Raw genomic sequence first — 19,927 nt, 5'->3', positions numbered from 1 at the left:
GGGAACCTAAATGAGTGTATTTATTAATAAAAATACGAGAGTAATTGTTCAGGGGATTACCGGTTCAACCGCATTGTTCCATACAAAACAAATGATTGAGTACGGAACAAATATTGTTGGCGGTGTCACACCTGGAAAAGGTGGAACTGAAGTAGAAGGAGTTCCTGTATTTAATACTGTATCTGAAGCAGTTCAGACAACTGGAGCGAACGCTTCTGTTATCTATGTACCAGCACCATTTGCGGCAGATGCCATTTTAGAGGCTGTTGACGCAGAAGTCGATCTCGTCATTTGTATCACAGAACATATTCCAGTTCTGGACATGGTCAAAGTGAAGCGTTACATGGAAGGTAAGAAAACAAGACTTGTTGGACCAAACTGCCCAGGTGTCATCACACCTGAAGAATGTAAAATTGGTATCATGCCTGGCTACATTCATAAAAAAGGTCATGTGGGTGTTGTTTCTCGTTCTGGAACGCTTACATATGAAGCGGTACATCAGCTTTCAGAAGCTGGCGTTGGTCAATCGACAGCTGTAGGCATCGGGGGGGACCCGGTAAATGGGACAAACTTTATTGATGTGTTAAAAGCATTCAATGAAGATCCTGAAACGCATGCTGTGATTATGATCGGTGAAATCGGTGGTACGGCTGAAGAAGAAGCAGCTGAATGGGTAAAAGCAAATATGACTAAACCAGTCGTAGGCTTTATTGGCGGTAAAACGGCGCCTCCAGGAAAACGTATGGGACATGCTGGTGCCATTATTTCTGGTGGTAAAGGAACAGCTGATGAAAAGGTAAAAACAATGCGTGAATGTGGTATTGAAGTGGCAGAAACACCATCTGTCATGGGAGAAACGTTGATTAAAGTATTAAAAGAGAAGAATCTCTTCGAAGCTTGTAAAACGCATTAATGACACAAGAAGACTTGTTCTTTGACAAGTCTTCTTCTTTCTATCTTAAACTGGAGGAATGGTATGTACAACGTGTCCGAAAGAATGATTTTTCACCGCTTAAAAGGCCTCATCTCACCCTCATTACTTACAAAATGGTGGAAAGTCGATCCTGAGCTATATATAAATGAAGAAACACATCATTTTAAACAGGATCGAGCATTACAAACGATCGACTTTACCCGCTTAAAACAAGCTGAAGAAAATGAATTCCCCATTTTTCAACACATCGTTCAAGCCTATTTAAAGCAAAACATTCACATGATTCCCATCACATCACCCTTATATCCAAGCACACTAAAAAATATTTATGATCCTCCCCCTGTGTTATTCCTAAAAGGAAACGTATCATATTTAAATGAAGAGAAAAGTTTAGGTGTAGTCGGCACGCGACTTCCATCATCTTATGGAGAAGCATGTGTGAAAAAAATTGTTGGTGAGCTTGTCAAAGAAGAGTGGATGATTGTTAGTGGGCTAGCTAAAGGAATAGATGGACTGGCACATAAAGAGTGCATCAGGAAAAAAGGGAAAACGATTGGCATTATAGCCGGCGGCTTTCAGCATTTATACCCAAAAGAGCATGCGCAAATGGCTCAATACATGGGCGAGCATCATTTGCTTTTGTCAGAGCATCCACCTTATGTCAAACCAGAAAAGTGGCATTTTCCAATGAGAAATCGTTTAATTAGTGCGTTGACGAGAGGAACCATTGTGATTCAGTGCAAAGAAAAGAGCGGTTCTCTTATTACAGCCTATCAAGCACTTGAGCAAGGAAAAGAAGTATTTGCGGTTGCCGGGTCCATCTTTGATCCTAATTCCACAGGGCCGGCAAGACTCATTCAGCAGGGGGCAAAGCTTGTTCATTCCACAAAGGATATTTTAGAGGAATTCTCCTTCCGCAGCGTTCAATATACTGAACTCTCATAAAAATATCGTTTGACAAAAGACATCGGAATATTTAATAATAGTGAGGATTTAAGTTTACACTTTGTTTTTCGTGTTTATAATGATGTTCATCATAAAGAATTTTTAACGATTGCCTGTTAGATAGGTGCAATTAACATAAATATGAATTGTGAAATGTATAAAGAGAGAACACCTCTTAAGGGGGATTTTGAGTATGGCTGATTATTTAGTCATCGTTGAGTCGCCAGCAAAGGCGAAAACGATTGAGCGTTATTTAGGAAAAAAGTATAAAGTAAAGGCTTCAATGGGGCACGTAAGGGATTTACCGAAAAGTCAGCTCGGTGTTGACACTGAGCATGACTTCGAACCGAGATATATTACGATTCGCGGGAAAGGCCCAGTTTTAAAGGAATTAAAAACAGCGGCGAAAAAAGCAAAGAAAGTCTTTCTCGCGGCTGACCCCGATAGAGAGGGAGAAGCGATTGCTTGGCATTTAGCACATAGCCTTGACCTTGACCTCTCTTCTGACTGCCGTGTTGTTTTTAACGAGATTACAAAAGATGCGATTAAAGATTCCTTTAAGCATCCTCGTATGATCGATATGGATTTAGTTGATGCACAGCAGGCAAGACGAATTTTAGATCGTCTCGTTGGATACAAAATCAGTCCGATTTTATGGAAGAAAGTGAAAAAGGGCTTAAGTGCTGGCCGTGTTCAATCAGTTGCACTCCGACTCATTATTGATCGCGAGAATGAAATTAATGAATTTAAACCAGAAGAATACTGGACAATTGACGGTACATTCCTCAAAGGAAAAGAAAGCTTCGAAGCAAGTTTCTTTGGCCTCAATGGCAAAAAACATCCATTGAAAACAAAAGAAGATGTAAAAGAAATCCTTTCGAAATTAAAAGGAAACAAATTCTCTGTAGAGAAAGTAACGAAAAAAGAACGTAAACGTAATCCAGCTGTTCCGTTTACGACTTCTACTTTACAGCAAGAGGCTGCAAGAAAATTAAACTTCCGTGCAAAAAAGACGATGATGATTGCACAGCAATTATATGAAGGAATTGATCTTGGTAAAGAAGGTACAGTCGGTCTCATCACTTATATGAGAACGGACTCAACACGTATTTCAAATACGGCGATTGAAGAAGTATCTGCTTTCATTGATCAGACGTACGGCAAGAATTTCTTAAATACAACAAAACGAACGGCTAAAAAGAATGAAAACGCACAAGATGCTCACGAAGCCATCCGTCCGACTTCTACGTTAAGAAAACCGGCTGATGTCAAGCATGTGCTAAGCCGTGATCAGCTTCGCCTGTACAAATTGATTTGGGAACGATTCGTGGCAAGCCAAATGGCGCCGGCTGTTCTTGATACAATGAGTGTGGATCTTGATCATAATGGTCTTACTTTCCGTGCGAATGGAAGTAAAGTGAAATTCCCTGGGTTTATGAAGGTTTATGTAGAAGGAAAGGACGACCAGCTCGAGGAAAAGGACAAAATGCTTCCTGATTTGAAAGAAGGGGATACAGTTCTTTCAAAAGATATCGAACCTGAACAGCACTTCACACAGCCGCCTCCGCGCTACACTGAGGCAAGACTGGTCAAAACACTTGAAGAGCTCGGTATAGGCCGTCCATCTACGTATGCACCAACATTAGATACGATTCAAAAGCGCGGTTATGTCGCGCTTGATAATAAACGATTTACTCCGACAGAGCTTGGAGAGATTGTACTCAACTTAATCATCGAATTCTTTCCTGAAATCATTAACGTTGAATTTACAGCGAAAATGGAAAAGGAACTTGATAGTGTTGAAGAAGGTACGATCGAATGGGTTCGTATTATCGACAGCTTCTATCAAGACTTTGCAAAACGGGTAGAAAAAGCTGAAGCAGAGATGCAAGAAGTTGAGATTGAGCCGGAATACGCAGGTGTTGATTGTGAAGAGTGCGGACATCCGATGGTGTACAAAATGGGTAGATACGGCAAGTTCATGGCGTGCTCTAACTTTCCTGACTGCCGTAACACAAAACCAATTGTCAAAGATATCGGTGTCAAATGCCCGTCATGTCATGAAGGAAACATCGTTGAACGAAAATCGAAGAAACGCCGCATTTTTTACGGCTGTGATCGTTTTCCAGAGTGTGAATTCGTTTCTTGGGACAAACCAATTGAAAGAAAGTGTCCAAAATGCGAAAATATGCTTGTAGAGAAAAAGCTGAAAAAAGGCGTTCAAGTTCAATGTGTGAACTGTGATTATAAAGAGGAACAACAAAAATAGCGGTGAGCAACCTTGTTCACCTGCTTTTTTATGTCATCAAACAGAACTTACGAAATAGGAGAGTTGTCCAATGAGTCAATTTGTAAATGTGATCGGAGCCGGTTTAGCTGGAAGTGAAGCTGCATGGCAAATCGCTAAACGAGGAATTAAAGTCAATTTATACGAAATGAGACCTGTGAAACAAACGCCGGCTCACCACACAGATAAATTTGCGGAGCTTGTATGCAGCAACTCACTGCGTGCGAACGCTTTGACGAATGCAGTAGGTGTATTAAAGGAAGAAATGCGTCATTTAGATTCAGCCATTATCGCAGCAGCAGATGAAAGCTCAGTTCCTGCAGGCGGCGCGCTTGCAGTAGACCGTCATGAATTTGCAGCAAACGTGACAGATCGCGTGAAAAATCATCCGAATGTTACGGTCTTTCAAGAAGAAGTGCAAAGCATTCCAGAAGGTCCGACAATTATCGCGACTGGCCCGCTGACATCAGAAGCACTTTCAAAAGAATTAAAATCGTTAACAGGAGAAGAATATCTCTATTTCTACGATGCAGCGGCACCTATTCTAGAGAAAGATAGCATTGATATGGATAAGGTGTATTTGAAATCACGCTATGACAAAGGGGAAGCCGCATATTTAAACTGTCCAATGACAGAAGAAGAATTCGATCGTTTTTATGAGGCGCTCATTTCTGCTGAAACTGTGCCATTAAAAGAATTTGAAAAAGAAATCTTCTTTGAAGGCTGTATGCCAATTGAAGTCATGGCGAAAAGAGGAAAGAAAACGATGCTGTTTGGCCCGATGAAGCCAGTAGGACTGGAAGATCCGAAAACAGGAAAAAGACCTTACGCTGTTGTTCAATTAAGACAGGATGATGCAGCAGGTACTTTATATAACATCGTTGGCTTCCAGACACATCTAAAGTGGGGCGATCAAAAGGAAGTATTCCGTTTGATTCCAGGCCTTGAAGAAGCAGAGATTGTTCGTTACGGGGTAATGCACCGTAATACATTTATTAACTCGCCAAGCCTTTTAAGACCGACTTATCAGTTTAAAAATAGAGATGATCTATTCTTTGCCGGACAAATGACAGGCGTTGAAGGGTATGTCGAGTCTGCAGCTTCCGGACTTGTGGCTGGCATTAACGCCGCTCGTTTTGTTAAAGGGGAAGAGCTTGTGACACTTCCTGAGGAAACGGCGATTGGCAGTATGGCTTATTACATCACGTCGACAAACAAGAAAAGCTTCCAGCCGATGAATGCGAATTTTGGTTTGCTGAAAGATCTAGGTGTTCGAATTAAAAACAAACAAGAACGTTATGCAGAGTACGCTAAGCGCGCAATCGAAACTATTCAAACTATTTCGAAATCTCTGTAGTAAAACATTGCACGGAAAGCAAGATATGTGATACCATTTAAAAGCCTTAAAGAGGTGTAAAAATGACGAATAAACAGCGTCTTGTCCACTTATTCATTGAATATCTGCAAATTGAAAAAAACTATTCAGCTTTAACGATCTCAGGATATACAGAAGCCATTGAAGAGTTTGTCAGATTTATGAACATTCAAGGAATAGACGGTTTTGAAGAGGTATCCTATCAAGATACGAGAATTTATTTAACAGAAGCTTATGAAAAAGGCCTGACAAGAAGAACGATTAGTAAGAAAGTCTCTGCGCTTCGCAGCTTTTATAAATTTTTATTAAGAGAACAGCTTGTGAAAGAAAATCCTTTTTTACTCGTTAGCTTACCAAAACAGGATAAGCGGATTCCTTCATTTTTGTATGAGGAGGAACTAAAAGAGCTTTTTACAGTTTCTGATGTCAGCACACCGCTTGGGCAAAGAAATCAAGCCATTTTAGAACTTCTTTATGCAACAGGTATGAGGGTCAGTGAGTTATGTTCATTAAAAGAATCTGATCTTGATTTATCGATGGATACAGTGCTTGTTCATGGGAAAGGCAGCAAGCAGCGGTATGTTCCTTTCGGGTCATATGCTCATGAAGCGCTCATTACTTATTTAGAGGATGGAAGGCAGAAGCTGAAATCTAAGGGGAAAGACCGCGCTGATGCACATGTGTTTTTGAATCAGCGCGGGGCGCCTCTTACAGACCGAGGTGTTCGATTCATTCTCACTGAATTAATGAAAAAGGCGTCAGGTACATTACATATCCATCCTCACATGTTAAGGCACACCTTTGCCACGCATCTCTTAAACGAGGGGGCGGATTTGAGAAGTGTTCAAGAGCTTCTCGGTCATTCAAATTTATCATCTACACAGGTGTACACGCATGTATCAAAAGATTCTTTAAGAAACACGTACATGTCTCATCACCCAAGGGCTTTTAAACGATCCTAAAAGGAGGTTTTTTCATGTCATCATTTCATGCAACAACCATCTTTGCCGTTCAACATAAAGGAAAAAGTGCAATGGCTGGCGACGGTCAAGTTACTTTCGGGCAGGCTGTCGTGATGAAACACACAGCAAAAAAAGTGCGTCGTCTTTTCGGAGGCAAGGTGCTTGCAGGTTTTGCAGGTTCAGTAGCAGATGCGTTTACACTCTTTGAAAAGTTTGAAACAAAGCTTGAAGAATATGGTGGCAACTTAAAGCGGGCAGCCGTAGAACTAGCGAAGGAATGGCGAAGTGACAAGATGCTAAGGCAGCTTGAGGCCATGCTCATCGTCATGAACAAAGAAAGCATCCTGCTCGTCTCTGGAACTGGAGAGGTCATTGAACCAGATGATGGGATTTTGGCCATTGGCTCAGGCGGCAACTATGCCCTTAGCGCAGGGAGAGCACTCAAAACCCATGCAGGTGATCATCTCTCAGCGAGAGAAATTGCAAAGGCCGCTCTTGAAACGGCCGGAGAAATCTGTGTCTACACGAACGATCAAATCACTTTAGAAGAGCTTGAATAGAAAGGACATGAGACGTATGGAGAAAAAGCCGTTCACCCCAAGAGAGATAGTTGAAAAGCTTGATCAATACATCATTGGTCAGCTTGATGCGAAAAAAGCAGTGGCGGTGGCTTTAAGAAACCGTTACAGAAGAAGTCTTTTACATGATAAGCTAAAGGATGAAGTCGTTCCTAAAAATATTTTAATGATCGGCCCTACAGGTGTGGGGAAAACAGAAATTGCCCGAAGAATTGCTCGAATTTCTGGTGCGCCTTTTATTAAAGTGGAAGCGACGAAATTTACTGAAGTGGGTTATGTTGGCCGTGACGTAGAGTCAATGGTGAGAGATTTAGTTGAAACAGCGATTAGACTCGTCAAAGAAGAAAAAATGAAAGATGTTCAAGAAGAAGCAGAAAAACAAGCAAATAAACGTCTTGTTCATTTACTTGTTCCTGGTAAGAAAAAAAGCCAGTCTGTAAAAAATCCTTTTGAGATGCTGTTTGGCGGTTCAGATGAAGATGACCGTGATCGAGATCATTCAAATGAAGAAGTGGAACTCGAATCGACAAGAAAGCGAATTGCTCATCAGCTGGCGATGGGAGAACTTGAAGATCATTACGTCACGATCGAAGTAGAAGAACAGCAGCCTTCCATGTTTGATATGCTTCAAGGCTCGGGTATGGAGCAAATGGGTATGAACATGCAGGATGCACTCGGCAATCTCATGCCTAAAAAGAAAAAACGCAGAAAGCTGACTGTCAGAGAAGCAAGAAAGGCGTTAACGGCTGAGGAAGCTTCAAAACTGATTGATATGGATGAAGTCAGTCAGGAAGCAGTCTACAAAGCAGAGCAGCAAGGAATTATTTTTATCGATGAAATCGACAAAATCGCCAAAAGCGGCGGTGCATCATCTGCAGATGTTTCTCGTGAAGGGGTTCAGCGTGATATTTTACCGATTGTAGAAGGTTCAACTGTGATGACGAAATATGGTGCCGTTAAAACTGATCATGTGCTTTTTGTTGCAGCAGGTGCATTTCATATGGCAAAGCCATCAGATTTGATTCCCGAGCTTCAGGGGCGCTTCCCAATTCGTGTAGAATTAGATAAATTAAGTATAGAAGACTTTGTGAAAATCTTAACGGAACCAGATAATGCATTATTAAAGCAATATAAAGCTTTACTTGAAACAGAAGGTATATCTCTTGAATTTTCTGACGATGCTATTCATAAGATTGCCGAAGTGGCTTATCATGTCAATCAGGAGACAGATAACATCGGTGCAAGAAGGCTTCATACCATACTTGAGAAGCTGCTTGAAGAGCTTTCATTTGAGGCGCCTGATATTACGATGGAGAAAGTGACCATTACCCCTCAGTATGTCGAAGAGAAGCTAGGAAAGATTGCAAATAACAAAGATTTAAGTCAATTTATACTTTAACAAATGAATAAAGTAATCTAGGAGGATCATTATTATGGCGTTACTACAAAAAACAAGGATTATTAACTCAATGCTGCAAGATGCAGCGGGGAAACCAGTTAATTTCAAAGAAATGGCAGAAACACTGAGAGATGTCATTGATTCAAACATTTTCGTATTAAGCAGAAGGGGAAAGCTTCTTGGTTACTCCATTAATCAACAGATCGAAAATGCACGTATGAAAAAAATGCTTGAAGATCGCCAGTTCCCTGAAGAATATACAAAGAGTCTATTCAATGTCCCAGAAACGTCTTCAAACCTTGATATTAACAGTGAATATACAGCTTTCCCGATTGAGAACCGTGACTTATTCCAATCAGGTTTAACAACAATTGTTCCAATTATCGGCGGAGGAGATCGTTTAGGTACGTTAATCCTGTCCCGCTTACAAGATACATTCACAGATGATGATTTAATTCTTGCTGAATACGGGGCAACAGTTGTTGGAATGGAGATTCTTCGCGAGAAAGCAGAGGAAATCGAAGAAGAAGCAAGAAGTAAAGCGGTTGTCCAAATGGCGATTAGCTCTCTTTCATACAGTGAGCTTGAAGCGATTGAACACATTTTTGATGAGCTTGATGGAAACGAAGGTCTTCTTGTCGCAAGTAAAATTGCAGACCGTGTAGGGATCACTCGTTCAGTGATCGTAAACGCCTTACGTAAGTTAGAAAGTGCAGGTGTAATCGAATCTCGTTCTCTTGGAATGAAGGGAACGTACATCAAAGTGTTAAATAACAAATTTTTAATTGAACTCGAAAATTTAAAATCTCATTAATCAAAAACCCTTTTTAGCCGAAATAAATGCTGAAAAGGGTTTTTTTATGTGAAAAAATGAGGATTTGTCCGAAAAATGTCACTCTTTTTTCCAAGAAACCCCTTACAAATCTGTAGTGCTTTGAATCTAGGCCTTTATACCTATTCGTAAAATAGATATATATTACGAGTTTTTTTTACATATACATCATAGACTTTAATCCTATTATTTCTTACAATGAACATATGGTTTTACAAATCTCGACATGATTAAATGGAATGAAATACATATGATTGGAGGTATATGGTTTTGGATATATTTTCTGGAACGATAAGCAACCTTGAGAATGCCTTGGGTAGAGCGAATGTTAAGCAAAAAGTCATAAGCAATAATATCGCGAATATAGACACACCGAACTACAAGTCGAAAAACGTCGCATTCCATGACATGCTAAATGACGCATCGAACAAATTAGATGCTAAAAAAACATACCAAGGTCACATTGATTTTTCGAAAACAGGGTCTAATTATTCAGTTGTTTCTAGCAACCGTACTTCATATCAAGAAAACGGAAATAATGTCGATATTGATCAAGAGATGAGTGAACTCGCTAAAAACCAAATTCAGTATAATGCTTTGGTGGAAAGAATGAGCGGGAAATTTAATTCTCTTAAAACAGTTTTGACAGGAGGTAAGTGATGTCGATTTTTTCAGGAGTGAACGCTTCGGCCTCAGCATTAACGGCACAGAGGCTCAGAATGGACGTTGTATCCTCAAACCTTGCAAATATGGATACAACAAGAGCTAAACAGGTTGATGGCAACTGGGAGCCTTATAGACGTAAACTTGTCACATTACAGCCGTCAGGTGAATCATTTTCATCTATATTGAACTCAAGTATGAATTCGAGCGGCAAATTAGGAAACGGCGTCAAAGTAACAAAGATTACAGAAGACGAAACTCCATTCAACCTTCAATATGATCCTACAAATCCCGATGCCAATGAAAATGGATATGTTCAAACACCAAATGTCGATCCATTAAAAGAAATGGTCGACCTCATCAGCAGCTCAAGATCATATGAAGCGAACGTGACTGCTCTAAATGCGAACAAAAGCATGCTGATGAAAGCTTTAGAAATAGGAAAGTAAGGTGAAAAGAATTGGTTAATGCAATATCTCCTTTCCAGCTTCAAACCGCTCAGCAAGCAAGTGAATTGACGAATGCATCGTCCTTGCAGGCGGCTGCACCTAAAAGTCAAACGAATTTCTCTGATGTGCTGAAGAATTCCATTGAGGCATTAAATCAATCACAGCTGAAATCAGACCAGTATACAAATGCGCTTGCACAAGGAAAAGATGTCAATCTCGATGAAGTCATGATTGCCTCGCAGAAAGCGAGTGTCACACTCACAGCTGCGACAGAGTTTCGAAATAAAGCAGTCGAAGCGTACCAAGAGATTATGAGAATGCAGATGTAGGAGGTGCTGGTGGACAAAAAAAGACTGAATGGAATGACCGGGGGTTAAGATGAATCGTACTTTAATGCAATTAAGAACAAAAACAGTTGAGTTTTGGCGAAATCGATCAAAATTACAAAAAATACTCATGATTGGCGGCGTTGCTGCCCTAGCAATTATTATTACGGTTGTTAGCATCTTTGCTTCTTCTGAAAAAATGGTTCCGCTCTTTAGAGACTTGTCTGAGGCAGAAGCTGGACAAATCAAACAGGAACTAGATGGCAAAAACGTTAAATCGGAACTTGCAAACAATGGAACAACGATTCTCGTTCCAGAAAAGCAAGCAGACTCTTTAAAAGTAACACTCGCATCTGAAGGGCTTCCTAAGACAGGCAACATTGATTATTCCTTCTTTGCAAACAATTCAGGCTTCGGTTTAACAGATAATGAATTTGATGTTCTGAAAGTAGACGCAACTCAGACAGAACTATCCAATCTGATCAACACAATTGATGGGATTAAAGATTCAAAAGTGATGATTAACCTGCCAAAAGATTCCGTTTTTGTTGGAGAAGAGCAAAGTAATGCATCAGCATCCATTGTGCTGCAAGTTGAGCCTGGCTACACGCTTACGCCGCAGCAAGTAAAAGGCCTTTATCATCTTATTTCAAAAAGTGTGCCGAATTTAAAAACAGAAAACATTGTCATTATGGACCAAGATTCCAACTACTACGACTTAAACACCAGTTCCGATTCTTATGCAAGTGGAATGGATGCACAGCAGCAGAAAAAAGAGGAAATCGAAAAGAATCTTCAAAGAAAAATTCAGCAGCTGCTCGGAACAATGATGGGTCAAGATAAAGTGGCTGTATCGGTCACAACAGACATTGATTTTACTGAAGAAAAAAGAAAAGAAGACCTTGTAGAACCTGTTGATAAAGAAAACATGCAGGGGATTGCTGTCAGCGCTGAAAAGATTGCTGAAACATATTCAGGCAATGGAGCAGCAGCTGGAGGCACCGCTGGAACAGGTGACGATGATGTTACAAATTATCAAGGTGCCGATGGAGCGAATGGAAGCGGAGATTACGAGAAGAGTGAAGATCGTATCAATTATGAAGTCAACCGCATTCATAAAGATATCAAAGAAAGCCCTTATAAAATTAGAGATGTTGGCATTCAAGCGTTGGTCGAACCACCAACTGCAAACGATGCAAACTCTTTAACAGCTGAAAGACAAGATGATATCAAAAAGATTCTTTCAACGATCATTAGCACATCGATTGATAAAGAATACACAAATGGTCAAGCGCTCACTCAAGCAGACTTAGATAACAAAATCGTTTTATCAGTATCAAAATTAGACGGTAAACAGCAAACTGCGGCAGATAACCCTTCAAATAATATTCCAATCTGGGTTTATATTGTAGGCGGTGTGCTCCTACTTGCAATTATCGCTCTTATCATTCTTCTTGTACGTAAGCGTAGAAGAGATGAGGAAGAAGAGTTTGAGTTTGATGAACGTACACCAATCGATGTTCCTGATATCGACACTGAACCAGAAACAGAAGAAATGGTGAGAAAAAATCAGCTTGAAAAAATGGCAAAAGAAAAACCAGAAGACTTTGCTAAATTGCTACGCAGCTGGCTGTCCGAGGATTAGGAGGAATACACATGTCGAGAAAAGATCCAAATCGACTAACAGGCAGACAAAAAGCAGCAATCCTAATGATTTCCTTAGGGCTAGACGTGTCAGCATCTGTATACAAACATCTGTCTGAAGACGAAATAGAAAAATTAACATTAGAAATTTCCAATGTACGAAGTGTAGATACTGCTAAAAAAGATGAAATCATCGAAGAGTTTCACAGCATTGCCATCGCGCAGGACTACATATCGCAGGGCGGTCTTATGTACGCAAGACAAGTGCTTGAAAAAGCGCTTGGTGAGGACAAAGCGGACAGCATCTTAAACCGGTTAACATCCTCTCTTCAAGTAAAACCATTTGATTTTGCTCGAAAGGCTGAACCAGAACAAATTTTAAACTTTATCCAGCATGAGCATCCACAAACGATTGCGCTCATCCTTTCCTACCTGGATCCAGTGCAGGCTGGGCAAATTTTATCTGAATTAGGCGAGGAAGTACAAACTGAGGTTGCAAGACGTATTGCCTTAATGGACCGCACATCTCCAGAGATCATCAATGAGGTGGAACGCATTCTTGAACAAAAGCTGTCTTCAACCTTTACGCAGGACTACACGCAAACAGGCGGAGTCGAAGCGGTTGTGGAAGTGCTAAATGGTGTAGACCGTGCTACGGAGAAGACCATTTTAGACACACTTGAAATTCAAGATCCTGAACTTGCTGATGAAATTAAGAAACGTATGTTTGTCTTTGAAGATATTGTCACTCTTGACAGCAGAGCGATTCAGCGTGTCATCAGAGATGTTGAAAATGATGACTTATTGCTCGCACTCAAAGTGGCAAGCGAAGAGGTCAAAGAAATTGTCTTCCGCAACATGTCACAGCGGATGGTCGAAACATTCAAGGAAGAAATGGAGTTTATGGGGCCTGTCCGGCTTAGAGATGTCGAGGAAGCACAAACCCGTATTGTCAGCATCGTAAGACGACTTGAGGAAGCTGGAGAAATCGTCATAGCTCGAGGCGGAGGAGACGATATCATTGTCTAGGATTATCAAACATGAAACATCTGTTATTCCTGAACAAGGACGGCAAACGATTCCTTTACAGCAAGTGGAGTTTAAAAGAGAACATCACGAAGAAGAGCTTGTCAATGAAACCGAGGCATCACAGCTTGTACTTAGTGATGCAGAAGATCAGGCGAGCCGCATATTAGAACAAGCAAACAGTGAGCTGGAAAAAACAATGGCTGAAATCAATCAGCGCAGAACTGATTTTGAAGAAGAAAGAATACAGCTCATTGAAGAAGCGAAACAAGCAGGTTATCAAGACGGCTTTCAAAAGGGCGAAGCAGATGCGAATTTGCAGTACCAAGCTATTCTTGATCAAGCAAATGACATCGCCGGTCTTGCAAGGCAGGACTACGAAGAAAAAATTGAAAGCTCTGCTGAGCAAATTGTGGAACTTGCTTTTGAACTCGCCAAACGCGTTTGGAATGCAGCAGAGGAGACGAAAGATCAATTTTTGGCTCTTGTGAAGCAGGTCATTTCAGAAGTGAAAGAATATGACGATATTTCCATCTATGTTGACCCTGAACATTACGAGCATGTGATGGAATATAAAGACGAATTGATTAGAATCCTTCAAAAGGATACACATCTTGCCATTTACTCGGATGAAAAAGCGCCAAAAGGAACTTGTTACGTAGAAACAAGTTTTGGAAAAGTGGAAGCGAGTGTTGATACCCAATTGAATCAGCTGAAAGAAAAATTATTAGAAGTCATTGATTCAGGTGATCACAAATGAAAATGGATGTGTTAAAAGAAACGATTGAAACCGCTGATCCTTATAAACGATTTGGAAAAGTCAACCGAGTGGTTGGGCTGATGATTGAATCTAAGGGGCCGGAGAGTTCGATCGGTGACGTGTGCATCATTCATAAAAAAGGGAGCAAGCACCATCCGATAAAAGCAGAGGTCGTAGGGTTTAGAGATGAAAACATTCTGCTCATGCCTTATGTAGAAGCATCCAATATTTCACCAGGAAGTCTTGTGGAAGCGACGGGTGAGTCGCTGAAGGTCAAAGTAGGGACTGGATTAATTGGTGAAGTCGTTGATGCCTTCGGTGATCCGCTTGATGGCAGTATGCTTCCAAAGGGACTTGCACCTGTTTCGACAGATCAGTCACCCCCAAATCCGATGGACAGACCGCCTATTCGAGAAAAGATGGGTGTCGGCGTTAGAGTCATTGATAGTTTGCTCACAGTTGGCACTGGTCAAAGGATCGGGATTTTTGCCGGAAGTGGTGTTGGAAAAAGTACCTTAATGGGGATGATTGCAAAGCAGACAGAAGCAGACCTCAATGTGATTGCCCTTGTTGGAGAGCGTGGCCGTGAAGTTCGTGAATTTATTGAAAAGGATTTAGGTGCTGAAGGACTGAAGCGATCAATTGTTGTTGTCGCAACTTCTGACCAGCCTGCACTGACGAGATTGAAAGCTGCCTATACTGCAACAGCCATTGCGGAATATTTCAGAGACAGAGGCAAAAATGTCATGTTCATGATGGATTCTGTTACGAGGGTTGCCATGGCGCAAAGGGAAATAGGCCTTGCAACTGGCGAGCCGCCAACAACAAAAGGATATACACCATCAGTGTTCGCTATACTGCCAAAATTGCTCGAACGAACTGGGACAAATCAGCTTGGTTCGATCACAGCGTTTTACACAGTTCTTGTTGATGGGGACGATATGAATGAACCGATCGCTGATACAGTGAGGGGGATCCTGGATGGCCACATTGTCCTTGATCGTGCTTTAGCCAACAAAGGACAATTTCCCGCTGTTAATATTTTGAAAAGTATCAGCCGTGTCATGAGCAATATCGCAAGTCATGATCACAAGGAAGCGGCTAACCGGTTCCGCCAGCTTTTATCCACTTATCAAAACGCTGAAGACCTCATTAATATTGGAGCGTATAAAAAAGGCTCCTCCAAAGATATTGATGAGGCCATGCAGGCTTACCCTCATCTGATTTCATTTTTGAAGCAGGATGTAGAAGAGGCTGTATCTATTGAAGACAGTGTGAGTTTATTGCTCAGTTTGATGAATAGAGAGGATTGACAAAAACAGTGAGATATCAATACAAATTTCAAAAGCTCTTAGAACTGAAAGAAAGTGAAAAAGACAAGTCACTTGCAGCGTACCAACAATCCGTTTCGGCATTTGAGCAAGTCGCTGAAAAACTCTATGAAAATATGAGTAAAAAAGAGCTAATGGAAAAAAGCAAAGAAGAAAAGCTGAGAAGTGGAATGAGTGTTCAAGAAATGCGTCATTACCAGCAATTTGTGACCAACTTAGATAACACCATTCAGCATTATCAGCAGCTTGTGATCATGAAACGTCATCAAATGAATGAAAAACAATCTGATTTAACTGAAAAAAACATTGAGTTTAAAAAGTTTGAAAAAATGAAAGAAAAGCAATTTGAAAAGTTTTCCCTTGAACATAAGGCAATTGAAATGAAAGAAATGGATGATATCTCTATCAGCCAATTCATGTTTCAAGGACATTAGGAGTCGAGATGAATGCCTAAGAAGGAAAAAACGAAGGAATCAGGCGGCGGGAAATTTCAATGGATCTTGTTTATTGTCATCATCCCATTGATTGTGCTTGTGATTGTCACTGGCACGATCCTTTATATGGCAGGTTTTGATCTAAAGAAACCGCTCCAAAACATTCCGGTGATCAGCAGCTTAGTTGGTTCAGATGACACCTCAAAAACGTCATCTTCACCTAATGATCAAAACGATGCAGAGTTGAAAGAACTGAAAAAGACCATTAAAGAGCAAAAAAATGAGCTCGAAATTGCACAAAAAGATTTGAAAACAAGTGATGAAGAGATTAAAAGACTGAATCAAAAAATCAACTCACTTGAAAAAACATCTGAAAATGATGCAAAGAATACGTCAGCCAATGACAGTTCATCGAATAACAGCTCATCAAATAATACGTCAGGTAATAACTCGGCAGCGGAGTCCTCTGATGCAGCGGCATCCTCTAATCAGCAGACAAAAGGAAAGATCGCCAGCATTTATGAAAGCATGGACCCAGGGAAATCCGCCAAAATTTTATCAGAACTAAGTGATAAAGAGGCATTAAAAATCCTTGAAGAGCTGAGCAAAAATAAACTGACAGACATTTTAGCAAAATTGACACCTCAGAAGGCAGCAACGTTTACAAAAGAGCTTGCCAAAAAAGAAGAACGTGAAAATGGGGGTGGACAATAAGTGAAGCTATTGGATATTGCAGCCTTACAGCAATCTTCTCAAGGTCTCTCGGGACTAAAGGGAGGCGGCGCGGCAACTGCCAGCGGTTTGTTTAAACAATTACTTAGCGGAGCAGGCGCCCAAAGCGGTCCTGTTCATGCTGAGACAGCCGCTGTTGCCTCTCTTTCTATCAATGATGCGATGCAGATCATTGAAAAATGGATGCAATCACCTGAAGAGGGAATGAGCGCAGACCTACTAAGTGCGCTTCAAACACTACAAGGTCAAACACTTGAAACAACTGATCTCAAGTCACTTGAAGAATTATTTCAAAAAATGGAATCTTCCATTTACGGTGATCAAGCTGAAAAGCCAGGTTCTGAACATAGTGAACAGCTCATACAAGTCCACTTTTTCATCTATCAATTGCTCAATCAACAGCCGCTCAGCTTTGATGCGAAACTTGTGCAGGATATTGAAGGAAAAGGTCAAGACTTCATCGACTTTCTTTCGAAAAACGGGGTAGATGAGAAACTCGTTCAGCAAGTAAAAGAGCAGTTCTTTTCGCAGGGTTCAGCACCAAAGCTGAATTCGATGACTCAAAGTGAGCTAAAGCACTTTAATCAGTTAATCGATCATATGATGGCGAGTGCGAAAGGATCAGACAAAGAGTGGAAAATTTCACTAGGAGAGTTGAAGGAACTGGTCTCTCCAAAACAAGAATCTACTCTCGCTTCTCCAGCAAAAGGGAATGCATCTCTTGAGTGGCTCATCAAAAAAGAAGTCGTTAAAGGACAAAGCACTGCTGTGCCAGCTTCTGAAAAAATAATGACCCACTCGCTTCTGCCAGGTCATAAGCAGTTTTTCCAACTGCAGTCAGCGGCTCCTGTTCAGCAGACACAAACGACTGATGAAAAGCCAGGAACAGTTGATCAGCAAATTCTAAACACGTGGAAGCAAATGAAATTCACGCCGTTTGGCAATTCAAGCGGACGGTTTACCGTTCGATTAAATCCTGAAAATCTTGGATTTATTACCATTCAGCTAACGAAACAAAACGGTATGTATGCGAGTAAAATTACAGCCTCGACGCAAGCAGCAAAAGAGCTGTTAGAGCATCACCTTCCGCAGCTCAAGCAGGCGCTTCCGAATATGTCGGTTCAAGTGGACCGTTTCCATATACCGCTTCAATCAAATGAGCAGCCGTTATTTGGACAGTTCAGTGAAGAAAACAAGCAGCAGCAGCCAAAAGGACAGAATTTCCAGCAGGCTGATGAACAGGAAGCAGAATTCCAAGATGTTCTGGATGCTCTTGTTGGGTCAGATGAAGAAGAGGAGGAGATCTAATGGCAACAGTTGATGCTACGAATAGAACAGCCGCACAAACAGACACTTCTTCAAAAGCAGAAAAGAAAACAGATACGCTCGGCAAAGATCAATTCTTGAAAATTTTGCTCACACAGCTTCAAAACCAAGATCCGACAAACCCACTTGATGACCGTGAGTTTGTCACGCAGCTTGCCACTTTTTCATCTTTAGAACAGCAAACCAATATGAACGATTCGATCACCAAGCTGAATCAGCTCATGTCTACATTTGTTGCACACCAAGATCCGTTTACGACGTATGTAGGCTGGATTGGTAAAGAAGTATCGGGCAAGCTGGATGATAAAGAGATATCGGGCACTGTGAAGTCTGTTAAAAACATAGACAATGAATACTTGCTTATTTTGGAAGATGGAACGAAAATCAGCCCTTGGGATGTTACAGCAGTTGGAGAAAAAACGAAGTAATTCGAGGAGGAAAATAAATGTTACGCTCACTTTACTCAGGAATTAGCGGAATGAAAAACTTCCAATCAAAATTAGATGTGGTAGCCAACAACGTAGCCAACGTCAATACACACGGATACAAAAAAAGCCGTATCACGTTTAAAGATATGGTCAGCCAAACCATTGGAAGTTCAGGTGGACCAACGAACAACTCTGGTTCAATCAACTCAAAACAAATTGGTTTAGGATCATCTTTATCTTCTATTGATAAAATCATGTCAGCGGGATCTTCTCAAAATACAAATGAACCTTACGACTTCTATATCAATGGAGATGGGTTTTTCCGTATTGAAAGTCAAGGAGAAATTCTTTATACAAGAACAGGGAATTTCGACACTGATTCAGAGGGAAGCTTAGTCACCCCTGATGGAAATTATCTGCTTGGAATGAATGGACAAAAGATAACGATTCCAGATGGCGTTTCAAGTGTAAGTGTTGGTCCAGATGGAACGGTTTCGGTTGTTGAAAACAACGTATCTAGAACTGTTGGACAGATTTCACTCGTATCTTTCCGTAACGCAGGAGGATTAGACAAAGTTGGTGACAACCTTTACCGCCAAACGTTAAGCTCAGGTGCACCAAGTAATCCTATCGTACCTGGTGAAGAAGGAACTGGCGTGATCCAAACAGGGAAACTTGAAATGTCAAACGTTGATTTAACAGATGAGTTTACTGAAATGATTATCGCGCAGCGCGGATTCCAATCGAATGCAAAGACGATCACAACTTCTGATGAAATTCTGCAAGAGCTTGTGAATCTGAAACGATAGGAGGTAGGGGGAGCGGATGATCGCTTCTCTGCTTAATATGATTGAAGTGACAAGATTAAATGGCAAAGGATTTATGCTGAACGCTCTCCATATCGAGCAAATCGAAAGTTTTCCAGACACGACCATTACTTTGGCCAATGGAAAGAAATTCGTTGTGAAAGAAGATGAAGAGCAGCTTCAAGAGAAAATCATTTCTTTCTACAGAAAAATCCAAGTCATTTCATTGAATCAAGGAATAGAGGAGTTTGAATGAAGAAGAAATTAGTCGTAGTAATGCTAATCATGATTATTGCCATCGTCGGAATTGGAGCAGGCATCTTTTTTCTGCTGAATGGGTCAGACGAAGCAAAAGCTGAAAAAGAGCCAACAGCAGATGAAGTCGTAAAAGCTTCTGTTGAAATTCCTGAGATTATCACCAATTTAAAATCTGAAGGAAATGCTGTCAAACTTGTCCTGAATATTGAAACGGACTCTGAAAAGGCAAAATCAGAGCTTGAGAAAAGAAGTTTCCAAGTAAAAGATGCTGTAATCGACATTTTATCAGACACGAATGCAGATGAACTTGATGGCAAAAAAGGCAGAGAACATTTTAAAACACAAGTCAAAAACAAAGTGAATAACTATTTGCAAGATGGCAAGGTGAAAGAAGTATATATAACCTCCTTTAATCTGCAATAGAGGCGATTA

Annotated in this window: 22 protein-coding genes; all 22 read left to right on the top strand. The window is 40.8% G+C overall.

The window, feature by feature from the left end:
* Positions 1-10 precede the first annotated feature (10 nt).
* The 22 genes from sucD (at position 11) to fliL (ending at position 19,918) form a co-directional block, all read left to right on the top strand.
* Positions 11-913: a succinate--CoA ligase subunit alpha gene (gene sucD, locus OIT90_RS11680; RefSeq protein WP_007499624.1), complete on the top strand. Its 903-nt coding sequence runs from the start codon at positions 11-13 to the stop codon at positions 911-913.
* Positions 914-976: 63 nt separating this feature from the next.
* Positions 977-1,879, top strand: coding sequence for a DNA-processing protein DprA (dprA, locus tag OIT90_RS11675; RefSeq protein WP_039178503.1), 903 nt, complete (start codon positions 977-979; stop codon positions 1,877-1,879).
* Positions 1,880-2,072: 193 nt separating this feature from the next.
* On the top strand, positions 2,073-4,148 hold the full coding sequence (topA, locus tag OIT90_RS11670) for a type I DNA topoisomerase (protein ID WP_058837708.1): 2,076 nt from the start codon (positions 2,073-2,075) through the stop codon (positions 4,146-4,148).
* Between the two features lie 70 nt (positions 4,149-4,218).
* Positions 4,219-5,523 (top strand): FADH(2)-oxidizing methylenetetrahydrofolate--tRNA-(uracil(54)-C(5))-methyltransferase TrmFO, encoded by a 1,305-nt coding sequence (gene trmFO, locus OIT90_RS11665; RefSeq protein ID WP_034317774.1) that lies wholly within the window; start codon positions 4,219-4,221, stop codon positions 5,521-5,523.
* A 62-nt stretch (positions 5,524-5,585) separates the two neighbouring features.
* Positions 5,586-6,503, top strand: coding sequence for a tyrosine recombinase XerC (xerC, locus tag OIT90_RS11660; RefSeq protein ID WP_058837707.1), 918 nt, complete (start codon positions 5,586-5,588; stop codon positions 6,501-6,503).
* A gap of 14 nt (positions 6,504-6,517) precedes the next feature.
* A complete protein-coding gene (gene hslV, locus OIT90_RS11655) occupies positions 6,518-7,063 on the top strand; it encodes an ATP-dependent protease subunit HslV (protein WP_024424181.1) in 546 nt (181 codons plus the stop codon).
* A gap of 16 nt (positions 7,064-7,079) precedes the next feature.
* A complete protein-coding gene (hslU, locus tag OIT90_RS11650; protein ID WP_047202158.1) occupies positions 7,080-8,480 on the top strand; it encodes an HslU--HslV peptidase ATPase subunit in 1,401 nt (466 codons plus the stop codon).
* Positions 8,481-8,514: 34 nt separating this feature from the next.
* Positions 8,515-9,294: a GTP-sensing pleiotropic transcriptional regulator CodY gene (codY, locus tag OIT90_RS11645; RefSeq protein ID WP_330545080.1), complete on the top strand. Its 780-nt coding sequence runs from the start codon at positions 8,515-8,517 to the stop codon at positions 9,292-9,294.
* Between the two features lie 288 nt (positions 9,295-9,582).
* The gene (gene flgB / locus OIT90_RS11640; RefSeq protein ID WP_039178512.1) at positions 9,583-9,972 is read left to right on the top strand and encodes a flagellar basal body rod protein FlgB; all 390 of its coding nucleotides are present in this window, start codon (positions 9,583-9,585) and stop codon (positions 9,970-9,972) included.
* On the top strand, positions 9,972-10,424 hold the full coding sequence (flgC, locus tag OIT90_RS11635; protein WP_024424179.1) for a flagellar basal body rod protein FlgC: 453 nt from the start codon (positions 9,972-9,974) through the stop codon (positions 10,422-10,424). The genes flgB and flgC overlap by 1 nt, the downstream gene beginning before the upstream one ends.
* A gap of 11 nt (positions 10,425-10,435) precedes the next feature.
* Positions 10,436-10,753, top strand: coding sequence for a flagellar hook-basal body complex protein FliE (fliE, locus tag OIT90_RS11630; protein ID WP_039178515.1), 318 nt, complete (start codon positions 10,436-10,438; stop codon positions 10,751-10,753).
* 49 nt (positions 10,754-10,802) lie between these two features.
* Entirely contained in the window at positions 10,803-12,395 is a 1,593-nt protein-coding gene (gene fliF, locus OIT90_RS11625) for a flagellar basal-body MS-ring/collar protein FliF (RefSeq protein ID WP_039178517.1), read from the top strand.
* A gap of 11 nt (positions 12,396-12,406) precedes the next feature.
* Positions 12,407-13,423 carry a flagellar motor switch protein FliG gene (gene fliG, locus OIT90_RS11620; RefSeq protein ID WP_039178520.1) on the top strand — a complete coding sequence of 339 codons (1,017 nt, stop codon included), beginning with the start codon at positions 12,407-12,409 and terminating at the stop codon, positions 13,421-13,423.
* Entirely contained in the window at positions 13,416-14,180 is a 765-nt protein-coding gene (gene fliH, locus OIT90_RS11615; RefSeq protein ID WP_126681803.1) for a flagellar assembly protein FliH, read from the top strand. Before fliG ends, fliH begins: the two co-directional genes overlap by 8 nt.
* Entirely contained in the window at positions 14,177-15,493 is a 1,317-nt protein-coding gene (gene fliI / locus OIT90_RS11610) for a flagellar protein export ATPase FliI (RefSeq protein WP_474892579.1), read from the top strand. The genes fliH and fliI overlap by 4 nt, the downstream gene beginning before the upstream one ends.
* An 8-nt stretch (positions 15,494-15,501) precedes the next feature.
* Entirely contained in the window at positions 15,502-15,945 is a 444-nt protein-coding gene (gene fliJ, locus OIT90_RS11605) for a flagellar export protein FliJ (protein WP_024424173.1), read from the top strand.
* A 12-nt stretch (positions 15,946-15,957) separates the two neighbouring features.
* Positions 15,958-16,659, top strand: a complete 702-nt coding sequence (locus OIT90_RS11600) for a MotE family protein (protein WP_099663252.1) — start codon at positions 15,958-15,960, stop codon at positions 16,657-16,659.
* A complete protein-coding gene (locus OIT90_RS11595) occupies positions 16,660-17,985 on the top strand; it encodes a flagellar hook-length control protein FliK (protein WP_474892578.1) in 1,326 nt (441 codons plus the stop codon).
* Positions 17,985-18,431, top strand: coding sequence for a flagellar hook assembly protein FlgD (gene flgD, locus OIT90_RS11590; protein WP_039178531.1), 447 nt, complete (start codon positions 17,985-17,987; stop codon positions 18,429-18,431). Before OIT90_RS11595 ends, flgD begins: the two co-directional genes overlap by 1 nt.
* A 17-nt stretch (positions 18,432-18,448) precedes the next feature.
* Positions 18,449-19,240: a flagellar basal body rod protein FlgG gene (gene flgG / locus OIT90_RS11585; protein ID WP_047202163.1), complete on the top strand. Its 792-nt coding sequence runs from the start codon at positions 18,449-18,451 to the stop codon at positions 19,238-19,240.
* A gap of 37 nt (positions 19,241-19,277) precedes the next feature.
* Complete coding sequence (gene swrD, locus OIT90_RS11580; protein WP_008344794.1) at positions 19,278-19,493, top strand: swarming motility protein SwrD; 216 nt, start codon at positions 19,278-19,280, stop codon at positions 19,491-19,493.
* Positions 19,490-19,918 carry a flagellar basal body-associated protein FliL gene (gene fliL, locus OIT90_RS11575; protein ID WP_024424168.1) on the top strand — a complete coding sequence of 143 codons (429 nt, stop codon included), beginning with the start codon at positions 19,490-19,492 and terminating at the stop codon, positions 19,916-19,918. The genes swrD and fliL overlap by 4 nt, the downstream gene beginning before the upstream one ends.
* Positions 19,919-19,927 lie beyond the last annotated feature (9 nt).

This window comes from Bacillus sp. ABR (assembly GCF_056172715.1).
The sequence above is the reverse complement of the archived record's forward strand: the minus strand, read 5'-3'. Positions and strand labels throughout refer to the sequence as shown.